This window comes from Streptomyces sp. SUK 48 (genome assembly GCF_009650765.1).
Taxonomy (GTDB): Bacteria; Actinomycetota; Actinomycetes; order Streptomycetales; family Streptomycetaceae; genus Streptomyces.
On record NZ_CP045740.1, the window covers coordinates 6591845 to 6612349 of the forward strand.

At 71.1% G+C, this 20505-nt stretch carries 19 protein-coding genes; 17 read left to right on the forward strand and 2 right to left on the reverse strand.

Annotated elements, in window-relative coordinates:
- The first annotated feature begins 49 nt into the window (after positions 1 to 49).
- From pgsA to GHR20_RS29335, 15 genes are all read left to right on the forward strand, one after another.
- On the forward strand, positions 50 to 769 hold the full coding sequence (gene pgsA, locus GHR20_RS29260; RefSeq protein ID WP_111586964.1) for a phosphatidylinositol phosphate synthase: 720 nt from the start codon (positions 50 to 52) through the stop codon (positions 767 to 769).
- Positions 766 to 1674: a phosphatidylinositol mannoside acyltransferase gene (locus GHR20_RS29265; RefSeq protein ID WP_148027650.1), complete on the forward strand. Its 909-nt coding sequence runs from the start codon at positions 766 to 768 to the stop codon at positions 1672 to 1674. The genes pgsA and GHR20_RS29265 overlap by 4 nt, the downstream gene beginning before the upstream one ends.
- Positions 1671 to 2834 (forward strand): glycosyltransferase family 4 protein, encoded by a 1164-nt coding sequence (locus tag GHR20_RS29270; protein ID WP_153814857.1) that lies wholly within the window; start codon positions 1671 to 1673, stop codon positions 2832 to 2834. The genes GHR20_RS29265 and GHR20_RS29270 overlap by 4 nt, the downstream gene beginning before the upstream one ends.
- Before the next feature lie 95 nt (positions 2835 to 2929).
- Entirely contained in the window at positions 2930 to 3472 is a 543-nt protein-coding gene (locus GHR20_RS29275) for a hypothetical protein (protein WP_111586967.1), read from the forward strand.
- A 127-nt stretch (positions 3473 to 3599) separates the two neighbouring features.
- Positions 3600 to 4505 (forward strand): pyridoxal 5'-phosphate synthase lyase subunit PdxS, encoded by a 906-nt coding sequence (gene pdxS / locus GHR20_RS29280; RefSeq protein WP_111586968.1) that lies wholly within the window; start codon positions 3600 to 3602, stop codon positions 4503 to 4505.
- A 27-nt stretch (positions 4506 to 4532) separates the two neighbouring features.
- Positions 4533 to 5138, forward strand: coding sequence for a pyridoxal 5'-phosphate synthase glutaminase subunit PdxT (pdxT, locus tag GHR20_RS29285; RefSeq protein ID WP_111586969.1), 606 nt, complete (start codon positions 4533 to 4535; stop codon positions 5136 to 5138).
- 48 nt (positions 5139 to 5186) lie between these two features.
- Positions 5187 to 5939: a YebC/PmpR family DNA-binding transcriptional regulator gene (locus GHR20_RS29290; RefSeq protein ID WP_148027652.1), complete on the forward strand. Its 753-nt coding sequence runs from the start codon at positions 5187 to 5189 to the stop codon at positions 5937 to 5939.
- A gap of 173 nt (positions 5940 to 6112) precedes the next feature.
- A complete protein-coding gene (ruvC, locus tag GHR20_RS29295) occupies positions 6113 to 6652 on the forward strand; it encodes a crossover junction endodeoxyribonuclease RuvC (protein ID WP_111586971.1) in 540 nt (179 codons plus the stop codon).
- Positions 6649 to 7257, forward strand: a complete 609-nt coding sequence (ruvA, locus tag GHR20_RS29300) for a Holliday junction branch migration protein RuvA (protein ID WP_153814858.1) — start codon at positions 6649 to 6651, stop codon at positions 7255 to 7257. The genes ruvC and ruvA overlap by 4 nt, the downstream gene beginning before the upstream one ends.
- A 26-nt stretch (positions 7258 to 7283) precedes the next feature.
- On the forward strand, positions 7284 to 8363 hold the full coding sequence (ruvB, locus tag GHR20_RS29305) for a Holliday junction branch migration DNA helicase RuvB (RefSeq protein WP_153814859.1): 1080 nt from the start codon (positions 7284 to 7286) through the stop codon (positions 8361 to 8363).
- Between the two features lie 192 nt (positions 8364 to 8555).
- Positions 8556 to 9062, forward strand: a complete 507-nt coding sequence (yajC, locus tag GHR20_RS29310) for a preprotein translocase subunit YajC (RefSeq protein WP_153814860.1) — start codon at positions 8556 to 8558, stop codon at positions 9060 to 9062.
- Positions 9063 to 9207: 145 nt separating this feature from the next.
- The gene (secD, locus tag GHR20_RS29315; RefSeq protein ID WP_194859153.1) at positions 9208 to 10998 is read left to right on the forward strand and encodes a protein translocase subunit SecD; all 1791 of its coding nucleotides are present in this window, start codon (positions 9208 to 9210) and stop codon (positions 10996 to 10998) included.
- A gap of 3 nt (positions 10999 to 11001) precedes the next feature.
- Complete coding sequence (gene secF / locus GHR20_RS29320; protein WP_111586977.1) at positions 11002 to 12099, forward strand: protein translocase subunit SecF; 1098 nt, start codon at positions 11002 to 11004, stop codon at positions 12097 to 12099.
- Positions 12096 to 12635, forward strand: coding sequence for an adenine phosphoribosyltransferase (locus tag GHR20_RS29325; protein WP_148027655.1), 540 nt, complete (start codon positions 12096 to 12098; stop codon positions 12633 to 12635). The genes secF and GHR20_RS29325 overlap by 4 nt, the downstream gene beginning before the upstream one ends.
- A gap of 630 nt (positions 12636 to 13265) precedes the next feature.
- Positions 13266 to 15803 carry a bifunctional (p)ppGpp synthetase/guanosine-3',5'-bis(diphosphate) 3'-pyrophosphohydrolase gene (locus tag GHR20_RS29335; protein WP_111586979.1) on the forward strand — a complete coding sequence of 846 codons (2538 nt, stop codon included), beginning with the start codon at positions 13266 to 13268 and terminating at the stop codon, positions 15801 to 15803.
- A gap of 73 nt (positions 15804 to 15876) precedes the next feature.
- Here GHR20_RS29335 and GHR20_RS29340 read toward each other — a convergent pair whose 3' ends face one another.
- Both GHR20_RS29340 and GHR20_RS29345 read right to left on the reverse strand, forming a co-directional pair.
- On the reverse strand, positions 15877 to 17106 hold the full coding sequence (locus GHR20_RS29340; protein WP_111586980.1) for a DUF349 domain-containing protein: 1230 nt from the start codon (positions 17104 to 17106) through the stop codon (positions 15877 to 15879).
- A gap of 143 nt (positions 17107 to 17249) precedes the next feature.
- Complete coding sequence (locus tag GHR20_RS29345) at positions 17250 to 18074, reverse strand: peptidylprolyl isomerase (protein ID WP_153816175.1); 825 nt, start codon at positions 18072 to 18074, stop codon at positions 17250 to 17252.
- A gap of 180 nt (positions 18075 to 18254) precedes the next feature.
- Here GHR20_RS29345 and GHR20_RS29350 point away from each other — a divergent pair, with 180 nt between their 5' ends.
- Positions 18255 to 18962, forward strand: coding sequence for an MBL fold metallo-hydrolase (locus GHR20_RS29350; RefSeq protein ID WP_111586982.1), 708 nt, complete (start codon positions 18255 to 18257; stop codon positions 18960 to 18962).
- Between the two features lie 13 nt (positions 18963 to 18975).
- Positions 18976 to 20238, forward strand: a complete 1263-nt coding sequence (hisS, locus tag GHR20_RS29355; RefSeq protein ID WP_111586983.1) for a histidine--tRNA ligase — start codon at positions 18976 to 18978, stop codon at positions 20236 to 20238.
- Positions 20239 to 20505: the final 267 nt, after the last annotated feature.

Below are 20505 nucleotides of genomic sequence, written 5' to 3' on the forward strand. Positions count from 1 at the left end.
GCACGGGCCGCGGGTGCCCGCCCGCCACGCGTACGCGCGCGTGGCTACGATGGGCCAGCCGGCGGCCATCAGGGCCGCGGCGACACCGACCGTCGGGAAGGCCATGCTGAACAAGTACGCGCGTGCATTCTTCACGCGTGTCCTCACACCGTTCGCCGCGTTTCTCATCCGGCGGGGGGTGAGCCCCGACACGGTCACGCTGCTCGGCACGGCGGGCGTGGTGGCGGGCGCGCTGGTGTTCTACCCCCGGGGCGAGTTCTTCTGGGGCACGGTCGTGATCACCCTGTTCGTCTTCTCCGACCTGGTCGACGGCAACATGGCCCGCCAGCTGGGCCGCTCCAGCCGCTGGGGCGCCTTCCTGGACTCCACCCTGGACCGGGTCGCCGACAGCGCGATCTTCGGCGGCTTCGCGCTCTGGTACGCCGGGCAGGGCGACGACAACATGATGTGCGCGGTCTCGATCTTCTGCCTGGCCAGCGGCCAGGTGGTGTCGTACACCAAGGCGCGCGGCGAGTCGATCGGCCTCCCGGTCGCCGTCAACGGACTGGTCGAGCGTGCCGAGAGGCTGGTGATCTCGCTGGTCGCCGCCGGTTTCGCGGGGCTGCACACATTCGGTGTGCCGGGCATCCAGTGGCTGCTGCCGATCGCCCTGTGGATCGTGGCCGCGGGCAGCCTGGTCACGCTGATCCAGCGGGTCGTCACCGTGCGCCGCGAGTCGGCGGAGGCCGAGGCGGCGGCCGCGCGGGACGCGAGCGGGGCGGCGCGGTGAGCGTCGCGGACCGGCTGAGCGACGCGCTGTACGGCGCGGGCTGGAGCACCGTCAAGAAGCTCCCGGAGCCCGTCGCCGCCCGCCTGGGGCGGACCGTCGCGGACCTCGTCTGGAAGAAGCGCGGCAAGGGCGTGCTGCGCCTGGAGGCGAACTATGCGCGCGTGGTGCCCGGCGCGAGCCCCGAGCGCCTCGCGGAGCTCTCCCGCGAGGGCATGCGCTCCTATCTGCGCTACTGGATGGAGTCCTTCCGGCTGCCCGCCTGGAGCCCCGAGCGGATCAAGGGCGGCTTCGTCCCCAAGGACATACACCACCTGACCGAGGGCCTGGCCGCCGGCAAGGGCGTGATCCTCGCCCTGCCGCACCTGGCCAACTGGGACCTGGCCGGTGCCTGGGTCACCACCGAGCTGCGCACCCCGTTCACCACGGTCGCCGAGCGCCTCAAGCCCGAGACGCTCTACGACCGCTTCGTCGCCTACCGCGAGGGCCTCGGCATGGAGGTGCTGCCGCACAGCGGCGGCTCCGCCTTCGGCACCCTGGCCCGCAGGCTGCGTGACGGCGGTCTGGTCTGCCTGGTCGCCGACCGCGATCTGTCCGCCTCCGGCGTCGAGGTCGACTTCTTCGGCGAGAAGGCCCGGATGCCCGCGGGCCCCGCCCTGCTCGCCCAGCACACCGGCGCCCTGCTGCTGCCGGTCACCCTCTGGTACGACGACTCGCCGGTCATGCGGGGCCAGGTACACCCCCCGATCGAGGTGCCGGAGACGGGTACCCGCGCCGAGAAGGCGTCCGTCATGACCCAGGCCCTGGCCGACGCCTTCGCCACCGGGATCGCCGAGCACCCGGAGGACTGGCACATGCTCCAGCGGCTGTGGCTCGCCGACCTCGACCCCGCGAAGGGACCCTCGTGAGAATCGGGATCGTCTGCCCGTACTCCTGGGACGTGCCCGGAGGCGTCCAGTTCCACATCCGCGACCTCGCCGAGTACTTCATCCGCCTCGGCCACGAGGTCTCGGTGCTGGCCCCGGCCGACGACGACACCCCGCTGCCGCCCTACGTCGTCTCCGCGGGCCGCGCGGTCCCGGTGCCGTACAACGGCTCGGTGGCCCGGCTGAACTTCGGCTTCCTGTCGGCGGCGCGGGTACGGCGCTGGCTGCACGACGGCGCGTTCGACGTGGTGCACATCCACGAGCCGACCTCGCCCTCGCTGGGCCTGCTCACCTGCTGGGCGGCGCAGGGCCCCATCGTGGCCACCTTCCACACCTCCAACCCGCGCTCGCGGGCGATGATCGCCGCGTACTCGATCCTCCAGGCCGCCCTGGAGAAGATCAGCGCCCGGATCGCGGTCAGCGAGTACGCCCGGCGCACGCTGGTCGAGCACCTGGGCGGGGACGCGGTGGTCATCCCGAACGGCGTCGACGTCGACTTCTTCGCGAAGGCCGCGCCGAAACCCGAGTGGCAGGGGGAGACGATCGGCTTCATCGGCCGGATCGACGAGCCCCGCAAGGGACTGCCCGTGCTGATGAAGGCCCTGCCGAGGATCATGGCCGCCCGTCCCGGCGCACGGCTGCTGGTCGCGGGCCGCGGCGACGAGGAGGCGGCCGTCGAGAACCTGCCCGCGGAGCTGCGCTCCCGGGTGGAGTTCCTCGGCATGGTCAGCGACGAGGACAAGGCCCGTCTGCTGCGCAGCGTGGACGTGTACGTGGCGCCCAACACCGGCGGCGAGAGCTTCGGCATCATCCTGGTCGAGGCCATGTCGGCGGGCGCCCCCGTGCTCGCCTCCGACCTCGACGCCTTCGTCCAGGTCCTCGACCAGGGGCGGGCGGGCGAGATCTTCGCCAATGAGGACGCGGACGCGCTCGCGGATGCCGCCGTACGGCTGCTGGCCGACCCGGAGCGCCGGGCCGCGCTGCGCGCGCACGGCAGCGCCCATGTGCGGCGCTTCGACTGGTCCACGGTCGGCGCGGACATCCTCTCCGTCTACGAGACGGTCACGGACGGCACGACGGCGGTCGCGGCGGACGAGCGGTCGACGGGACTGCGGGCACGGTTCGGGCTGGCGCGGGACTGAGGCCCCGGCCGGGACCAAAACCTGCCGCGGGAGTGAAGCAGGTGCCTTCCGGGCGCGCGTCCGGCGGGCCGCGGGGCTGCCGATAGCCTTCCCGCGTGACCGCAACCCTCATCTGGATCCTCGTCGCCCTCCTCGCGATCGGCGTCTACCTGAGCTGGACCGCAGGACGCCTGGACCGGCTGCACGTACGGATGGACGCCGCCCGCGCCGCGCTCGACGCCCAGCTGCTGCGCCGCGCCTCCGTGGCCCAGGAGCTCGCCACCTCCGGCGTGCTCGACCCGGCCGCCTCGATCGTGCTGTACGAGGCCGCGCACGCCGCCCGGCAGGCCGAGGAGGAGCAGCGGGAGGTCGCCGAGAGCGAGCTGAGCCAGGCCCTGCGCGCGGTGTTCGCGGAACCGGCCCAGGTGGAGGCCCTGCGCGAGGCGCCCGGCGGCGAGGACGCGGCCCATGAGCTGGCCGAGGCCGTGCGCCGGGTGCCGATGGCCCGCCGTTTCCACAACGACGCCGTGGGCGCCGCCCGCCGGCTGCGCGGGCACCGCAAGGTCCGCTGGTTCCGGCTGGCCGGCCACGCTCCCTTCCCGCTGGCCTTCGAGATGGACGACGAACCCCCCGCCGCCCTGGTGGAACGCGTCGCCTGACCGCCCCTCACCTGGCATTCCCAGCGAAAACGAGCCACGGGCTTTCCATTGGCCCTTGCTGTGGCCTGGTCCACTCGCGTTTCCTCGGTGCAGCAGAGAACCCTCTTTCCCTTCAGTGAGGTCGCCCGTGTCCACCACCGAGAACCAGGCTCCCGAGACCGGCACCGCCCGCGTGAAGCGCGGCATGGCCGAGCAGCTCAAGGGCGGCGTCATCATGGACGTCGTCACCCCGGAGCAGGCGAAGATCGCCGAGGACGCGGGCGCCGTCGCCGTCATGGCCCTGGAGCGGGTCCCGGCCGACATCCGCAAGGACGGCGGCGTGGCCCGGATGTCCGACCCGGACATGATCGAGGGCATCATCGACGCCGTCTCGATCCCGGTCATGGCCAAGTCCCGCATCGGCCACTTCGTCGAGGCCCAGGTCCTGCAGTCCCTCGGTGTGGACTACATCGACGAGTCCGAGGTCCTCACCCCGGCCGACGAGGTCAACCACTCGGACAAGTGGGCGTTCACCACCCCGTTCGTGTGCGGTGCCACCAACCTGGGCGAGGCCCTGCGCCGTATCGCCGAGGGCGCCGCGATGATCCGCTCCAAGGGCGAGGCCGGCACCGGCAACGTCGTGGAGGCCGTGCGCCACCTGCGCCAGATCAAGGGCGAGATCGCCAAGCTGCGCGGCTGCGACAACAACGAGCTGTTCGCCGCCGCCAAGGAGCTGCGCGCCCCCTACGAGCTGGTCAAGGAGGTCGCCGAGCTGGGCAAGCTCCCCGTGGTGCTGTTCTCCGCCGGCGGCGTGGCCACCCCGGCCGACGCGGCCCTGATGCGTCAGCTCGGCGCCGAGGGCGTGTTCGTCGGCTCCGGCATCTTCAAGTCCGGCGACCCGGCCAAGCGCGCCGCCGCCATCGTGAAGGCCACCACCTTCTACGACGACCCGAAGATCATCGCGGAGGCGTCGCGCAACCTCGGCGAGGCCATGGTCGGCATCAACTGCGACACCCTCCCCGAGACCGAGCGCTACGCGAACCGCGGCTGGTAACCACGGGCCCACAGGTATACGAACCCCATGAACACTCCTGTCATCGGTGTCCTGGCGCTCCAGGGCGACGTACGGGAGCACCTCATCGCCCTGGCCGCGGCGGACGCCGTGGCCAGGCCGGTGCGGCGCCCCGAGGAACTCGCCGAGGTCGACGGCCTCGTCCTGCCCGGCGGCGAGTCCACCACCATCTCCAAGCTGGCCGTGCTCTTCGGCGTGATGGAGCCGCTGCGCGCCCGGGTGCGGGCCGGCCTGCCCGTCTACGGCACCTGCGCGGGCATGATCATGCTGGCCGACAAGATCCTCGACCCGCGCTCGGGCCAGGAGACCATCGGCGGCATCGACATGATCGTGCGCCGTAACGCCTTCGGACGCCAGAACGAGTCCTTCGAGGCCGCGGTCGACGTGCGCGGTGTCGCGGGCGATCCTGTGGAGGGCGTCTTCATCCGCGCTCCCTGGGTGGAGTCCGTGGGCGCGGACGCGGAGGTGCTCGCCGAGCACGGCGGCCACATCGTCGCCGTCCGCCAGGGCAACGCGCTCGCCACGTCGTTCCATCCGGAGCTGACCGGCGACCACCGGGTGCACGCCCTGTTCGTCGACATGGTGCGCGCCAACGCCACCGCGGAGTCCTTGTAGGATCTCAGGCGTTCGTTCATGGATGGGTAACGCGAAGGAGACAGGCAGATGTCCGGCCACTCTAAATGGGCTACGACGAAGCACAAGAAGGCCGTGATCGACGCCAAGCGCGGCAAGCTCTTCGCGAAGCTGATCAAGAACATCGAGGTCGCGGCGCGCATGGGCGGTGTCGACCTCGAGGGCAACCCGACGCTCTATGACGCCGTCCAGAAGGCCAAGAAGCAGTCGGTCCCGAACAAGAACATCGACTCGGCGATCAAGCGCGGTGGCGGTCTCGAGGCCGGCGGTGCCGACTACGAGACGATCATGTACGAGGGTTACGGCCCGAACGGTGTCGCGGTGCTCATCGAGTGCCTCACCGACAACCGCAACCGCGCCGCCTCCGACGTGCGCGTGGCCATGACCCGCAACGGCGGCAACATGGCCGACCCGGGCTCGGTGTCGTACCTCTTCCACCGCAAGGGCGTCATCATCGTCCCCAAGGGCGAGCTGACCGAGGACGACGTGCTCGGTGCCGTCCTGGACGCCGGTGCCGAGGAGGTCAACGACCTCGGCGAGTCCTTCGAGGTGCTCAGCGAGGCCACCGACCTGGTCGCGGTCCGCACCGCCCTCCAGGAGGCCGGGATCGACTACGACTCCGCCGAGGCCAACTTCGTCCCGACCATGCAGGTCGAGCTGGACGAGGAGGGCGCCAGGAAGATCTTCAAGCTGATCGACGCCCTGGAGGACAGCGACGACGTGCAGAACGTCTTCGCCAACTTCGACGTGAGCGACGAGGTCATGGAGAAGGTCGACGCGTAACGCGTACGGCTGACCGACCGGGCCGACGGGACACACCCCGTCGGCCCGTCGCGTTCCCGGGTGCCGTACCGGTGCCCGTGCGGACGCCGACGGGGGCGTTGGTGCGCGGCGTTGTCACTGGCACCCGATAGCCTGCACAAACAGGTGATCGAGCGGTCAAAGGGAGGGGCCCCGTGCGGGTACTGGGGGTGGACCCGGGGCTGACCCGGTGCGGGGTCGGCGTGGTCGAGGGGGTCGCGGGGCGCCCGCTGACCATGATCGGCGTCGGTGTCGTGCGCACCCCCGCGGACGCCGAGCTCAGCCGGCGGCTGCTCGCCGTCGAGCAGGGCATCGAGGCGTGGCTGGACGAACACCGGCCCGAGTGCGTCGCCGTGGAGCGCGTCTTCAGCCAGCACAACGTACGCACCGTGATGGGCACCGCCCAGGCCAGCGCCGTCGCCATGCTGTGCGCCGCCCGCCGCGGCATCCCCGTCGCACTGCACACCCCCAGCGAGGTCAAGGCCGCCGTCACCGGCTCGGGCCGCGCCGACAAGGCCCAGGTCGGCGCCATGGTCACCCGGCTGCTCCGGCTCGCCGCGCCCCCCAAGCCCGCCGACGCGGCCGACGCCCTCGCCCTCGCCATCTGCCACATCTGGCGCGCCCCCGCCCAGAACCGCCTCCAGCAGGCCGTCGCCCTGCACACCGCCCACGCAACGAAAGGCCGTACGGCATGATCGCGTTCGTCAGCGGCACGGTCGCCGCGCTCGCCCCCGACGCCGCGGTGGTGGAGGTCGGCGGTGTCGGCATGTCCGTCCAGTGCACCCCGGACACGCTCTCCACGCTCCGCGTCGGACAGCCCGCCAAACTCCACACCTCCCTGGTCGTCCGCGAGGACTCGCTGACCCTGTACGGCTTCGCGGACGACGACGCCCGCCAGGTCTTCGTCCTGCTCCAGACCGCCAGCGGCGTCGGCCCCCGCCTCGCCCAGGCCATGCTCGCCGTGCACAGCCCCGACGCGCTGCGCCGGGCCGTCGCCACCGGTGACGAGAAGGCCCTCACCGCCGTCCCCGGCATCGGCAAGAAGGGCGCCCAGAAACTGCTCCTGGAACTGAAGGACCGCCTCGGCGCGCCCGCCGGCACCGCCCCCGCCGTCGGCGCCCCGGTCACCCAGGGCTGGCGCGACCAGCTGCACGCGGCCCTCATCGGCCTCGGCTACGCCACCCGCGAGGCCGAGGAAGCCGTCACCGCCGTGGCCCCGCAGGCCGAGGCCGCTGGCGGCATCCCGCAGGTCGGCCCGCTCCTGAAGGCCGCCCTGCAGACCCTGAACCGCGCACGCTGACCCCCACCCCTATTGAGGCACACCACATGAACTGGGACGACATGGCCGACACCGCCGGTACGCCCGCCGCCGAGCGGCTGGTGGGCTCCGCCGCCGACGGCGAGGACCAGGCCGTCGAGGCCGCCCTGCGCCCCAAGGATCTCGGCGAGTTCATCGGCCAGGAGAAGGTCCGCGAACAGCTCGACCTGGTGCTGCGGGCGGCCCGCGCGCGCGGCGCCACCGCCGACCACGTCCTGCTCTCCGGCGCCCCCGGCCTCGGCAAGACCACCCTGTCGATGATCATCGCGGCCGAGATGGGCGCCCCCATCCGCATCACCTCGGGCCCCGCCATCCAGCACGCCGGCGACCTCGCCGCGATCCTCTCCTCCCTCCAGGAGGGCGAGGTGCTCTTCCTGGACGAGATCCACCGCATGTCCCGGCCCGCCGAGGAGATGCTGTACATGGCGATGGAGGACTTCCGCGTCGACGTCATCGTCGGCAAGGGCCCCGGCGCCACCGCCATCCCCCTCGAACTGCCCCCGTTCACCCTGGTCGGCGCCACCACCCGGGCCGGTCTGCTGCCGCCCCCGCTGCGCGACCGCTTCGGCTTCACCGCGCACATGGAGTTCTACGAGCCCCGCGAACTGGAGCGCGTCGTGCACCGCTCCGCGCAGCTCCTGGACGTCGGCATCGAGACGGACGGCGCCGCCGAGATCGCGGGCCGCTCCCGCGGCACCCCCCGTATCGCCAACCGCCTGCTGCGCCGCGTCCGCGACTACGCGCAGGTCAAGGCGGACGGCCTGATCACCCGGGACATCGCCGCGGCCGCCCTCGCCGTCTACGAGGTCGACGCGCGGGGCCTCGACCGGCTGGACCGCGCGGTCCTGCAGGCGTTGCTGAAGCTCTTCGGCGGCGGCCCCGTCGGCCTGTCCACGCTGGCCGTCGCGGTGGGGGAGGAGCGGGAGACCGTCGAGGAGGTCGCCGAACCCTTCCTGGTGCGCGAGGGACTGCTGGCCCGCACCCCGCGCGGCCGCGTCGCCACGCCCGCCGCCTGGACGCACCTCGGTCTCACCCCGCCCGGCTCCGCCACCCCGGGAAACGGACAACCGGACCTGTTCGGGGCGTGACACCACCGGCCCCGGGCGGCCCTCCGCTTCGGCAGTGGCCCGGGGCGGAACCCAGGTGCCATGCTGGGCGTTGTTCCATGTGTGCGGACTCGCTTAGACTCCGCCGATGCCGCCCTTGCGGGTGGCGCCGACACACCCCCATCCCCGAAAAGGCCGCTCTCCGTCGCGGTCGCGCGAAGGAAATCCCGCCCCGTGAATCCGTATACCCTTCTCCCGTTCATCGTGCTCATCGCGGCCATGTTCCTGATGACGCGCTCTGCCAAGAAGAAGCAGACTCAGGCCGCGCAGATGCGCAATGAGATGCAGCCCGGCTCCGGTGTCCGCACGATCGGGGGAATGTACGCGACGGTCAAGGAAGTCAATGAGGACACCGTCCTCCTCGACGCCGCTCCCGGCGTGGACCTCCTCTTCGCGAAGAACGCGATCGGCGCCGTCCTCACCGACGACGAGTACAACCGCATCGTGCACGGCATCGAGCACGACCTGAAGTCCGACGCCGGCATCGTCCCGGACGACGCCTCCTCTCTCACCGAGACCGACGAGACCGACGGATCTGCCGCCGCTGCCGCCGCCTCCGACGACAAGATCGACCTCGGTAAGAAGGACGCCGACAAGGACGTCGCCGGCGGGTCCGAGGCCGCCGAGGCCAAGACGGAGGACCAGCCGAAGAAGGCCGACGGCGACTCCGACGCGAAGTAGTCACACCCCGGTGGTGCGCGAGACGGCATAATCACGCCCCGCGCACCACCGGGCGCGTCTGCTTCCCGCACGGGAGCCCGACACCATGTCATGGCCGCCGAGCGCCGACCGGGCGCCGGAGCGGCCCGAGAGGGAGTACGAGAAGGTGGCAGCACCTAAGAAGGGCCGGAGCGCGAGTGCCCAGAGCAAACCAGGGCGCTCGCTGGCCCTGATCCTGATCGCCATCGTGGCGCTCACCGGAGGGATGTTCGCCTCAGGGCACACCACTCCGCGTCTCGGCATCGATCTCGCCGGTGGCACGAGCATCACGCTCAAGGCGAAGGCCGACCAGGGTTCCGCGGTCAACAAGGCCAACATGGACACCGCGGTCGAGATCATGAACCGCCGTGTCAACGGCCTCGGCGTCTCCGAGGCGGAGGTGCAGACCCAGGGAACCGACAACATCATCGTCAACATCCCGCGGGGCACCAACTCCAAGGAGGCCCAGCAGCAGGTCGGCACCACCGCCAAGCTCTACTTCCGGCCGGTTCTGGCGAGCGAGCCCAGCGGCGCCGCGGCCAGCCCCTCGCCGAGCTCCTCCCCGACCGGCGGCTCCTCGCCCAAGCCGGGCTCCAGCTCCTCCCCGAGCGCCTCCTCCTCGGAGAAGGCGTCCTCCTCGTCGTCCTCGCCGTCGTCGAGCACGTCCCCGACCGCCACCGCGACCACGCAGGGCCGTGCGGTCACCGACGCCCTCAAGGCCGGCTCCAGCCCCTCGCCGAGCGCGACGCCCACCGGCGGTTCCTCGCCCAAGCCAACCCCCTCGGCCTCCGGCGGTACGGACACCTCCAAGCTCCAGGCCGCGTACACCGCCCTGGACTGCTCCAAGACGGCCGATCGCGCCGAGGCCGGCAACAAGGCCAAGCCGGGTGAGCCGACCATCGCCTGCGGCAAGGTCGGCAAGGGCTACTACAAGTACCTGCTCGGCCCGGCCGGCGTGGACGGCACCGAGGTGAAGAAGGCCCAGGCCGTCTTCGACACCCAGGGCGCCTCCGGCTGGCAGGTCCAGATGACCTTCGACTCCAAGGGCGCCAAGAAGTTCGCCGACATCACCGGCGCGCTGGCCAAGAACCAGGCCCCGCAGAACGAGTTCGGCATCGTCCTGGACGGCGAGGTCGTCTCCAGCCCGTATGTCAGCACCGCCATCACCGGCGGCCAGGCGGAGATCTCCGGCAGCTTCACGCAGCAGGAGGCGCAGAACCTCGCCAACATGCTGTCGTACGGCGCGCTGCCGCTCTCCTTCCAGGAGCAGTCCGTCACCACCGTGACCGCCGCGCTCGGCGGCGCGCAGCTGCACGCCGGTCTGCTCGCGGGCGCCATCGGCCTCGCCCTGGTCGTGCTCTACCTGGTGGTCTACTACCGCGGCCTGTCGCTCGTCGCCATGGCCTCCCTGATCGTCTCGGCGATCCTCACCTACGTGATCATGTCGCTGCTCGGCCCGGCCATCGGCTTCGCGCTGAACCTGCCGGCGGTCTGCGGTGCCATCGTCGCCATCGGTATCACCGCCGACTCGTTCATCGTGTACTTCGAACGCATCAGGGACGAGATCCGCGAGGGCCGCTCGCTGCGCCCCGCCGTCGAGCGTGCCTGGCCGCGCGCCCGGCGCACCGTCCTGGTCTCCGACTTCGTGTCGTTCCTCGCCGCCGCCGTGCTGTTCATCGTGACCGTCGGCAAGGTCCAGGGCTTCGCGTTCACGCTGGGTCTGACCACCGTGCTCGACGTGGTCGTCGTCTTCCTGTTCACCAAGCCGCTGATGACCCTGCTCGCCCGCCGCAAGTTCTTCGGCAACGGCCACAAGTGGTCCGGCCTCGACCCGAAGAGCCTCGGCGCCCATCCGCCGCTGCGCCGCACCCGCCGTCCCGCCGGTCCCGCCGGCCCTGTCGACCCGAAGGAGGCGTGAGCGATGTCGAAACTCGGTTCCATCGGCGCCCGGCTGCACCGCGGCGAGATCAGCTACGACTTCATCGGCAAGCGCAAGATCTGGTACGGCGTCTCGATCCTGATCACCATCACGGCCATCCTCGGCCTGGCGGTGCGCGGCCTGAACATGAGCATCGACTTCCAGGGCGGCGCCGTCTTCACGACGCCGACCAAGATGAGCACCTCGGTCGCTCAGGCGGAGTCGTACGCCAAGGACGCCTCCGGCCACGAGGCCGTCGTGCAGAAGCTCGGCAACGGCAGCCTGCGCATCCAGGTCGCCGGCCTGGACACGGCCAAGTCCGACCAGGTCAAGCAGAGCCTGGCCAAGGACCTGAAGCTCAACCCCGAGAAGCTCGCCGCCGACCTGGTCGGCCCGAGCTGGGGCCAGGAGATCGCCAACAAGGCATGGGAGGGCCTGGCGATCTTCATGGTGCTCGTCGTGATCTACCTGGCCATCGCCTTCGAGTGGCGCATGGCCGTCGCGGCCCTGGTCGCGCTGATCCACGACATCACCATCACGACCGGTATCTACGCCCTGGTCGGCTTCGAGGTCTCGCCCGGCACGATCATCGGTCTGCTCACCATCCTCGGTTACTCGCTCTACGACACGGTCGTCGTCTTCGACAGCCTCAAGGAGCAGACGAAGGACATCACCAAGCAGACCCGCTTCACCTACAGCGAGATCGCCAACCGGTCGATCAACGGCACCCTGGTCCGCTCCATCAACACCACGGTCGTCGCCCTGCTGCCGGTCGCCGGTCTGCTCTTCATCGGCGGCGGCTTCCTCGGCGCCGGTGACCTCAACGACATCTCGCTGTCGCTGTTCGTCGGCCTCGCGGCCGGTGCGTACTCCTCGATCTTCATCGCCACCCCGCTGGTCGCCGACCTCAAGGAGCGCGAGCCCGCGCTCAAGGCCCTCACCAAGCGGGTCATGGCCAAGCGTGCCCAGGCCGGCTCGGAGGATGGTCCCGTGGGCGCGGGTGTGGACGCCGAGGACGCCGCGCCCGCCGTGGTCGGCCCGCGCAACCAGCCCTCCTCCCGCGGCCGTGGCCGCGGCCGCCAGGCGGGCAAGCGCCGATGACCGACATCCAGGAGCTGCTGCTCAGCCGCATCCGTGACGTCGCGGACTACCCGGAGCCGGGCGTGATGTTCAAGGACATCACCCCGCTCCTGGCGGACCCCGCCGCGTTCACCGCCCTGACCGACGCGCTCGCCGGCATCGCCACGAGCACCGGCGCCACGAAGATCGTCGGTCTGGAGGCCCGGGGCTTCATCCTCGGCGCCCCGGTCGCCGTCCGCGCGGGCCTGGGCTTCATCCCGGTCCGCAAGGCGGGCAAGCTGCCCGGCGCCACCCTGAGCCAGGGCTACGACCTGGAGTACGGCTCGGCCGAGATCGAGGTGCACGCCGAGGACCTGACCTCCGGCGACCGCGTCCTGATCGTGGACGACGTGCTGGCCACCGGTGGCACCGCCGAGGCGGCCATCCACCTCATCCGGCGCGCCGGTGCCGAGGTCGCGGGCCTCGCGGTCCTGATGGAGCTGGGCTTCCTCGGCGCCCGCGCCCGCCTGGAACCGACCCTCGCCGGAGTCCCCCTGGAAGCCCTCCTCCAGGTCTGACCAGGCTCCGCCCGGCAAGCAACCCCGTACGGCCGCCCCGGCACCCCACCGAGGCGGCCGTACGGCGTCCCCGCCCCGGTTTCCCCGTCCCCACCAGTTCGGCCCGGCCACCCCCGGCCCTCTCGGCTCTGCGGGGCTTCCCACAGCCGACCCCGCAGCCTGGTCTTCCTCGGTGCCGCGTCCCCGATCCCGCTGGCCTCTGCCGGGCCCCCGGCCCATGCGGGCGCCGAGGGCCCGGCAGAGCCCGGGGGCAGCCGGGGGCCGGAGGCGAGGGGGCGAGGGGCCTGGCCTCCGCCCTGTCCTCCCGGCGTCCACCCGGGCCCGGCCCCTGCCTGGGTCTGAGGCCCGCCCGCCTCCCCGGGCCGCCCGCTCCCCGGCGTCAGGCCGATTCCCCGGCCGCGCTGCCCGGTTTCCGCCGCCGGCTTCGGCCTTCCCCGGCCCCCTTCAACCGCCCCCGCCGCTCCCAAACATCACCTTCCGGCCATCCTTCGGAATCCCAGGTGCACCTTTGGCGTTACAGGGGTAGTCGGACCCTACGATCCGCCTCCGGGCGATCCGTGGCGGCGGGATCGCTACCATGGGGTCTCCGGAGCCTGACCGGGGGACCCGGAACGCGCACGAGGAGCCCTCTTGCCAGACGAGGCCCAGCCACTGACCGCCGCCAAGCCCGAGCCCGCCTCGGCACCCGCGGCCAAGCCCGCGCCGAACGTGTCGACCGCCAAGAACGACACCCGCGGGGCGGTCGAGCACGCCTCGGCCGCGCCCGTCGAGAAGTCCGCGGAGTCCTCGCGTCCCAAACCGGAGACCCCCGCCGAGCGCCCCGCGCAGCCCCCCGTCGTGCGCCCGCCCGCCGTGCAGAACGGCCGCTCCGGCTCCTCCAACCGCGTCCGCGCCCGCCTGGCCCGCCTCGGCGTCCAGCGCGCGAACCCGTACAACCCGGTCCTGGAACCGCTGCTGCGGATAGTGCGCAGCAACGATCCGAAGATCGAGAACTCCACCCTCCGCCAGATCGAGCGCGCCTACCAGGTCGCCGAACGCTGGCACCGCGGCCAGAAGCGCAAGAGCGGCGACCCGTACATCACGCACCCGCTCGCCGTCACCACCATCCTCGCCGAGCTGGGCATGGACCCGGCCACGCTGATGGCCGGCCTGCTGCACGACACCGTCGAGGACACCGAGTACGGCCTGGAGGACCTGCGCCGCGACTTCGGCGACGTGGTCGCCCTGCTCGTGGACGGCGTCACCAAGCTGGACAAGGTCAAGTTCGGCGAGGCCGCGCAGGCCGAGACCGTGCGCAAGATGGTCGTCGCCATGGCCAAGGACCCCCGCGTCCTGGTCATCAAGCTCGCCGACCGCCTGCACAACATGCGCACCATGCGCTACCTCAAGCGCGAGAAGCAGGAGAAGAAGGCGCGCGAGACCCTCGAGATCTACGCGCCGCTCGCCCACCGCCTGGGCATGAACACCATCAAGTGGGAACTGGAGGACCTCGCCTTCGCGATCCTCTACCCCAAGATGTACGACGAGATCGTCCGGCTGGTGGCCGAGCGCGCGCCCAAGCGCGACGAGTACCTCGCCATAGTGACCGACGAGGTCCAGTCCGATCTGCGCGCCGCTCGCATCAAGGCGACCGTCACCGGCCGGCCGAAGCACTACTACAGCGTCTACCAGAAGATGATCGTCCGCGGCCGCGACTTCGCGGAGATCTACGACCTGGTGGGCATCCGTGTCCTGGTCGACACGGTCCGCGACTGCTACGCCGCCCTCGGCACCGTGCACGCGCGATGGAACCCGGTCCCCGGCCGGTTCAAGGACTACATCGCGATGCCCAAGTTCAACATGTACCAGTCGCTGCACACCACGGTGATCGGCCCCAACGGCAAGCCCGTCGAACTCCAGATCCGCACCTTCGACATGCACCGCCGTGCCGAGTACGGCATCGCCGCGCACTGGAAGTACAAGCAGGAGGCCGTCGCCGGCGCCTCCAAGGTGCGCACCGACGCGCCCAAGACCGCCGGCAAGGACAAGGACGCCATCAACGACATGGCGTGGCTGCGGCAGTTGCTCGACTGGCAGAAGGAGACCGAGGACCCGGGCGAGTTCCTGGAGTCGCTGCGCTTCGACCTGTCGCGCAACGAGGTCTTCGTCTTCACGCCCAAGGGCGATGTCATAGCGCTCCCGGCCGGCGCCACCCCGGTGGACTTCGCGTACGCCGTGCACACCGAGGTCGGCCACCGCACCATAGGAGCGCGGGTCAACGGCCGCCTCGTACCGCTGGAGTCCACCCTGGACAACGGCGACCTGGTCGAGGTCTTCACCTCCAAGGCACCCGGCGCCGGACCCTCACGGGACTGGCTCGGCTTCGTCAAGTCGCCCCGGGCGCGCAACAAGATCCGCGCCTGGTTCTCCAAGGAGCGCCGGGACGAGGCGATCGAGCAGGGCAAGGACGCCATCGTGCGGGCCATGCGCAAGCAGAACCTGCCGATCCAGCGCATCCTCAACGGCGACTCCCTGATCACGCTCGCGCACGAGATGCGCTACTCGGACATCTCCGCGCTCTACGCGGCGATAGGCGAGGGCCATGTCTCCGCGCAGAACATCGTGCAGAAGCTGGTGCAGGCCCTCGGCGGCGAGGAGGCCGCCACCGAGGAGATCGACGAGACGGTCCCGCCGTCCCGCAGCCGCCGCAAGCGCCGCTCCAGCGCCGACCCCGGCGTCGTGGTCAAGGGCGTCGACGACGTATGGGTCAAGCTGGCCCGCTGCTGCACCCCCGTGCCCGGCGACCCGATCATCGGCTTCGTCACCCGCGGCAGCGGCGTCTCCGTGCACCGCAGCGACTGCGTCAACGTGGACTCGCTGTCCCGGGAGCCCGAGCGCATCCTCGACGTCGAGTGGGCGCCCACCCAGTCCTCGGTCTTCCTGGTCGCCATCCAGGTCGAGGCCCTGGACCGCTCCCGGCTGCTTTCGGACGTCACCCGCGTGCTGTCCGACCAGCACGTCAACATCCTCTCGGCCGCCGTCCAGACCTCCCGCGACCGCGTCGCCACCTCCCGCTTCACCTTCGAGATGGGCGACCCCAAGCACCTCGGGCACGTCCTGAAGGCCGTCCGCGGCGTGGAGGGCGTGTACGACGTCTACCGCGTGACCTCGGGACGCACCCGCTCCTGAGCGCCGTGCCGCAGCGCAGATGAAAGGGCCCCGTACGCCTGTACGGGGCCCTTTCACATCGGCAACAGGGAAATCAGCCGCCGAACTCCTGGAGGCCCTTCAGCGCCTGCTCCAGCAGCGCCTGGCGGCCCTCCAGCTCCCGCTGGAGCTTGTCGGCCCTGGAGTTGTTGCCCTGGGCGCGGGCCTGCTCGATCTGCGTCCCGAGCTTGTCCACGGCGGCCTGGAGCTGACCGGTCAGACCCTCGGCACGCGCCCGCGCCTCCGGGTTCGTCCGGCGCCACTCGGCCTCCTCGGCCTCCTGGATCGCCCGCTCGACCGTGTGCATCCGGCCCTCGACCTTCGGGCGCGCGTCCCGCGGGACGTGGCCGATGGCCTCCCAGCGCTCGTTGATCGAACGGAAGGCGGCACGGGCGGCCTTCAGCTCGCCGACCGGCAGGAGCTTCTCGGCCTCCTCGGCCAGCTCCTCCTTGAGCTTCAGGTTCTCCGCCTGCTCCGCGTCCCGCTCGGCGAACACCGAGCTGCGCGCCGCGAAGAACACGTCCTGGGCGCCGCGGAAGCGGTTCCACAGGTCGTCCTCGTGCTCGCGCTGGGCGCGGCCCGCGGCCTTCCACTCCGACATCAGATCGCGGTAACGGGCCGCCGTCGGACCCCAGTCCGTGGAACCCGACAGCGACTCGGCTTCGGCGACCAGCCGCTCCTTGATCCGACGGGCGTCCTCGCGCTGCGCGTCCAGCTGTGCGAAGTGAGCCTTGCGGCGCTTGGAGAACGCCGACCGGGCGTGCGAGAAGCGGTGCCACAGCTCGTCGTCGGACTTGCGGTCCAGACGCGGCAGCCCCTTCCAGGTGTCCACCAGCGCCCGCAGCCGCTCACCCGCGGCCCGCCACTGGTCGGACTGCGCCAGCTGCTCCGCCTCGGCGACCAGGTCCTCCTTGGCCTTGCGGGCCTCGTCGGACTGCTTGGCCCGCTGGACCTTGCGCTCCTCGCGGCGCGCCTCGACCGTCTCCACCAGCTTGTCCAACCGACCGCGCAGCGCGGCCAGATCGCCGACCGCGTGGTGCGCGTCCACCTGCTCGCGCAGGTGGTCGATGGCGGTCTGGGCGTCCTTCGCCGACAGGTCGGTGGTCCGCACTCGCTTCTCGAGGAGGCCGATCTCTACAACCAGGCCCTCGTACTTGCGCTCGAAGTAGGCCAGCGCCTCCTCAGGGGAGCCGGCCGCCCACGATCCGACGACCTGCTCGCCGTCGGCCGTACGCACGTACACGGTCCCCGTCTCGTCGACGCGGCCCCACGGGTCGCTGCTCACAGCGCCTCCTCCACATGATGCCTGCGGGGTGCCTCAGCGCCCCGGGCATCGACCACAGTTTCGTCACGGCCAACATAGGCGACCAGCGGGTTCCCTGTCCGCATCCAGCGCGACCGAAATTCCACCGACGGCCCCGGCCGCCCTCAGGACTTGACGACCGTCGCCTTGTTGATCACAACGGTCGCGTTCGGGGCGCCGTCACCCTGGCCGGTGCTCTCGCCCGCCGCCGCGATCTTGTTCAGCACCTTCATGCCGGACGCGGAGATCGTGCCGAACGGCGTGTACTGGGGCGGCAGCGGGCTGTCCTTGTAGACCAGGAAGAACTGGCTGCCGCCGGTGTGCTTCTGGCCGGTGTTGGCCATCGCCACGGTGCCCGCCGGGTAGGTGTTCTTCTTCAGGGCGGCGTCCTTCAGGTTCTCGTCCGGCAGCGTGTAGCCGGGACCGCCCATGCCGGTGCCCTTCGGGTCGCCGCACTGGAGCACGAAGATGCCCTGCGTGGTCAGCCGGTGGCACTTGGTGTGGTCGAAGAAGCCCTTGCCCGCGAGGAAGTCGAAGGAGTTGACCGTGTGCGGGGCCGCCGACGTCTTCAGCGAGACCGGGATGTCACCGCACGTCGTCGACAGGTCGAGCGTGTACTTCGCCGACGTGTCGATCGACATCGCCGGCTCCTTCTTCCAGCTGAGCTGCTTCACCGAGCCCGCGGCCGGCTTCTGGCACGGGTCCGGCGCCTTGCTCGGCTTCGCGGACGCGCTCGGCTGCGTCTTGGCGCTCGCGTCGGTCTTCTTGTCGTCGCCCCCCAGCACATGGGTGGTGTAGAGCGCCACACTGCCGATCACGATCACGCCCAGTACCGACGCGATCGCGGAGTTGCGCACGCGGGCCTTGCGCCGCGACTCGGTGCGCCGCTGCTGCTGTCGCAAGAACTTCTCCCGGGCGAGCTGACGCCGCCGCTGCTCCTGGCTGACCACCGGGTTTCTCCTCATGCGTGTCGTGTGTCGAGCGGTACGCGTGCGTCCTCGTGGGCCGACCACTGCGTGTAGCCCCGTACCGTATATGGGTTCGCTGAGGAAACGGCAGCGCCGGTAGGCTCTGAGTGCGGCCGAGGCCGCCTTGTCACCACTCGTACACCGATGAAACGAAGGACGATCGTGCTCATTGCCGGGTTCCCCGCCGGGGCCTGGGGGACGAACTGCTACCTCGTCGCCCCCGCCGCCGGTGAGGAGTGCGTGATCATCGACCCGGGCCACCAGGCCGCCGAGGGAGTCGAGGAAGCGCTGAAGAAGCATCGGCTCAAGCCCGTCGCCGTCGTCCTCACCCACGGCCACATCGACCATGTGGCCTCGGTCGTCCCCGTGTGCGGCGCCCATGACGTGCCCGCCTGGATCCACCCCGAGGACCGCTTCATGATGAGCGACCCGGAGAAGGCGCTCGGCCGCTCGATCGGCATGCCCCTCATGGGCGAGCTGACCGTGGGCGAGCCCGACGACGTCCGGGAGCTGGCCGACGGCGCGAAGCTGGAGCTGGCCGGGCTGGAGTTCTCCGTCGCGCACGCGCCGGGCCATACCAAGGGGTCGGTGACCTTCCGGATGCCCGAGAGCGCGGACGTGCCGTCGGTGTTCTTCTCCGGGGATCTGCTGTTCGCCGGCTCCATCGGACGCACCGATCTGCCGGGCGGATCCATGGCGGACATGCTCGGGTCGCTGGCACGGGTGTGCCTGCCGCTCGACGACTCCACCGTGGTCCTGTCCGGCCACGGCCCCCAGACGACCATCGGCCGCGAGCGCGCCACCAACCCCTATCTGCGGGACGTGGCAGCAGGCCAGGGAGCCCCCGCGGCTCCCCGACGAGGAATGTGACAAGAGAGCTTCCGTGAGCACCTTCCAGGCCCCCAAGGGCACCTACGACCTGATCCCGCCGGACTCCGCGACGTACCTGGCGGTCCGCGAGGCGATCGCCGCCCCGCTGCGCAACTCCGGCTACGGCTACATCGAGACCCCCGGTTTTGAGAACGTCGAGCTGTTCGCGCGCGGTGTGGGCGAGTCCACCGACATCGTCACCAAGGAGATGTACGCCTTCGAGACCAAGGGCGGCGACAAGCTCGCCCTGCGCCCCGAGGGCACGGCCTCCGTGCTGCGTGCGGCCCTGGAGGCCAACCTGCACAAGAGCGGCAACCTCCCGGTCAAGCTCTGGTACTCCGGCTCGTACTACCGCTACGAACGCCCGCAGAAGGGCCGCTACCGCCACTTCTCCCAGGTCGGTGCCGAGGCGATCGGCGCGGAGGACCCGGCGCTGGACGCCGAGCTGATCATCCTGGCCGACCAGGCGTACCGCTCGCTGGGCCTGCGGAACTTCCGCATCCTGCTCAACAGCCTGGGCGACAAGGAGTGCCGGCCGGTGTACCGGGCCGCGCTCCAGGACTTCCTGCGCGGTCTGGACCTCGACGAGGACACGCTGCGGCGCGCCGAGATCAACCCGCTGCGCGTCCTGGACGACAAGCGCGAGTCGGTCCAGAAGCAGCTCACCGGCGCCCCGCTGCTGCGGGACTACCTGTGCGACGCCTGCAAGGCGTACCACGAGGAGGTCCGTGAGCTGATCACGGCGGCGGGCGTGGCCTTCGAGGACGATCCGAAGCTGGTCCGCGGCCTGGACTACTACACCCGCACCACCTTCGAGTTCGTGCACGACGGCCTCGGCTCGCAGTCCGCGGTGGGCGGCGGCGGCCGCTACGACGGCCTGTCCGAGATGATCGGCGGCCCCGCGCTGCCCTCCGTCGGCTGGGCCCTCGGCGTCGACCGCACGGTCCTCGCGCTGGAGGCCGAGGGCGTGGCGCTGGACCTCCCGTCCACCACCTCCGTGTACGCCGTCCCGCTCGGCGAGGAGGCCCGCCGCTTCCTGTTCGCCAAGGTCACCGAGCTGCGCAAGGTGGGCATCGCGGCGGACTTCGCGTACGGCGGCAAGGGCCTCAAGGGCGCCATGAAGAACGCCAACCGCAGCGGCGCGCGCTACACCCTGGTTGCCGGCGAGCGCGACCTGGCCGAGGGCGTCGTCCAGCTCAAGGACATGGAGTCCGGCGAGCAGAGCGCGATCGGTGCCAACGAGATCGTGGCGGAGCTGGAGTCGCGACTCGGCTAGCCGCCGACAGCGAGTGGAGAAAGGGCGCCGGGGACATCCCCGGCGCCCTTTTCGTCACGCCCCGGCAGCCCGTGCCGCCGCGCGCCCGGGGCCGCCGTCAACCCGGTGGGCGCCGATTCGTCCTGCCAGAGGATGCCGAACATCTCACCGCGCCCGGACGCCGGGATCGGGCCGGCCACCGGGGTCGCGCCTCCCTACCGCGTGCACGTACCCGTACATTCACCGCGAATTCGCCCACGTGTGCTGTCATGGCCTTGATGGTCGGGC

What these genes read in the sequence shown, in the direction of transcription:
- pgsA (WP_111586964.1), top strand. Translation starts at nt 50, where the DNA reads ATGGGCCAGCCGGCGGCCATCAGGGCCGCGGCGACACCGACCGTCGGG.
- pdxT (WP_111586969.1), top strand. Translation starts at nt 4,533, where the DNA reads ATGAACACTCCTGTCATCGGTGTCCTGGCGCTCCAGGGCGACGTACGG.
- GHR20_RS29290 (WP_148027652.1), top strand. Translation starts at nt 5,187, where the DNA reads ATGTCCGGCCACTCTAAATGGGCTACGACGAAGCACAAGAAGGCCGTG.
- ruvA (WP_153814858.1), top strand. Translation starts at nt 6,649, where the DNA reads ATGATCGCGTTCGTCAGCGGCACGGTCGCCGCGCTCGCCCCCGACGCC.
- ruvB (WP_153814859.1), top strand. Translation starts at nt 7,284, where the DNA reads ATGAACTGGGACGACATGGCCGACACCGCCGGTACGCCCGCCGCCGAG.
- secF (WP_111586977.1), top strand. Translation starts at nt 11,002, where the DNA reads ATGTCGAAACTCGGTTCCATCGGCGCCCGGCTGCACCGCGGCGAGATC.
- GHR20_RS29325 (WP_148027655.1), top strand. Translation starts at nt 12,096, where the DNA reads ATGACCGACATCCAGGAGCTGCTGCTCAGCCGCATCCGTGACGTCGCG.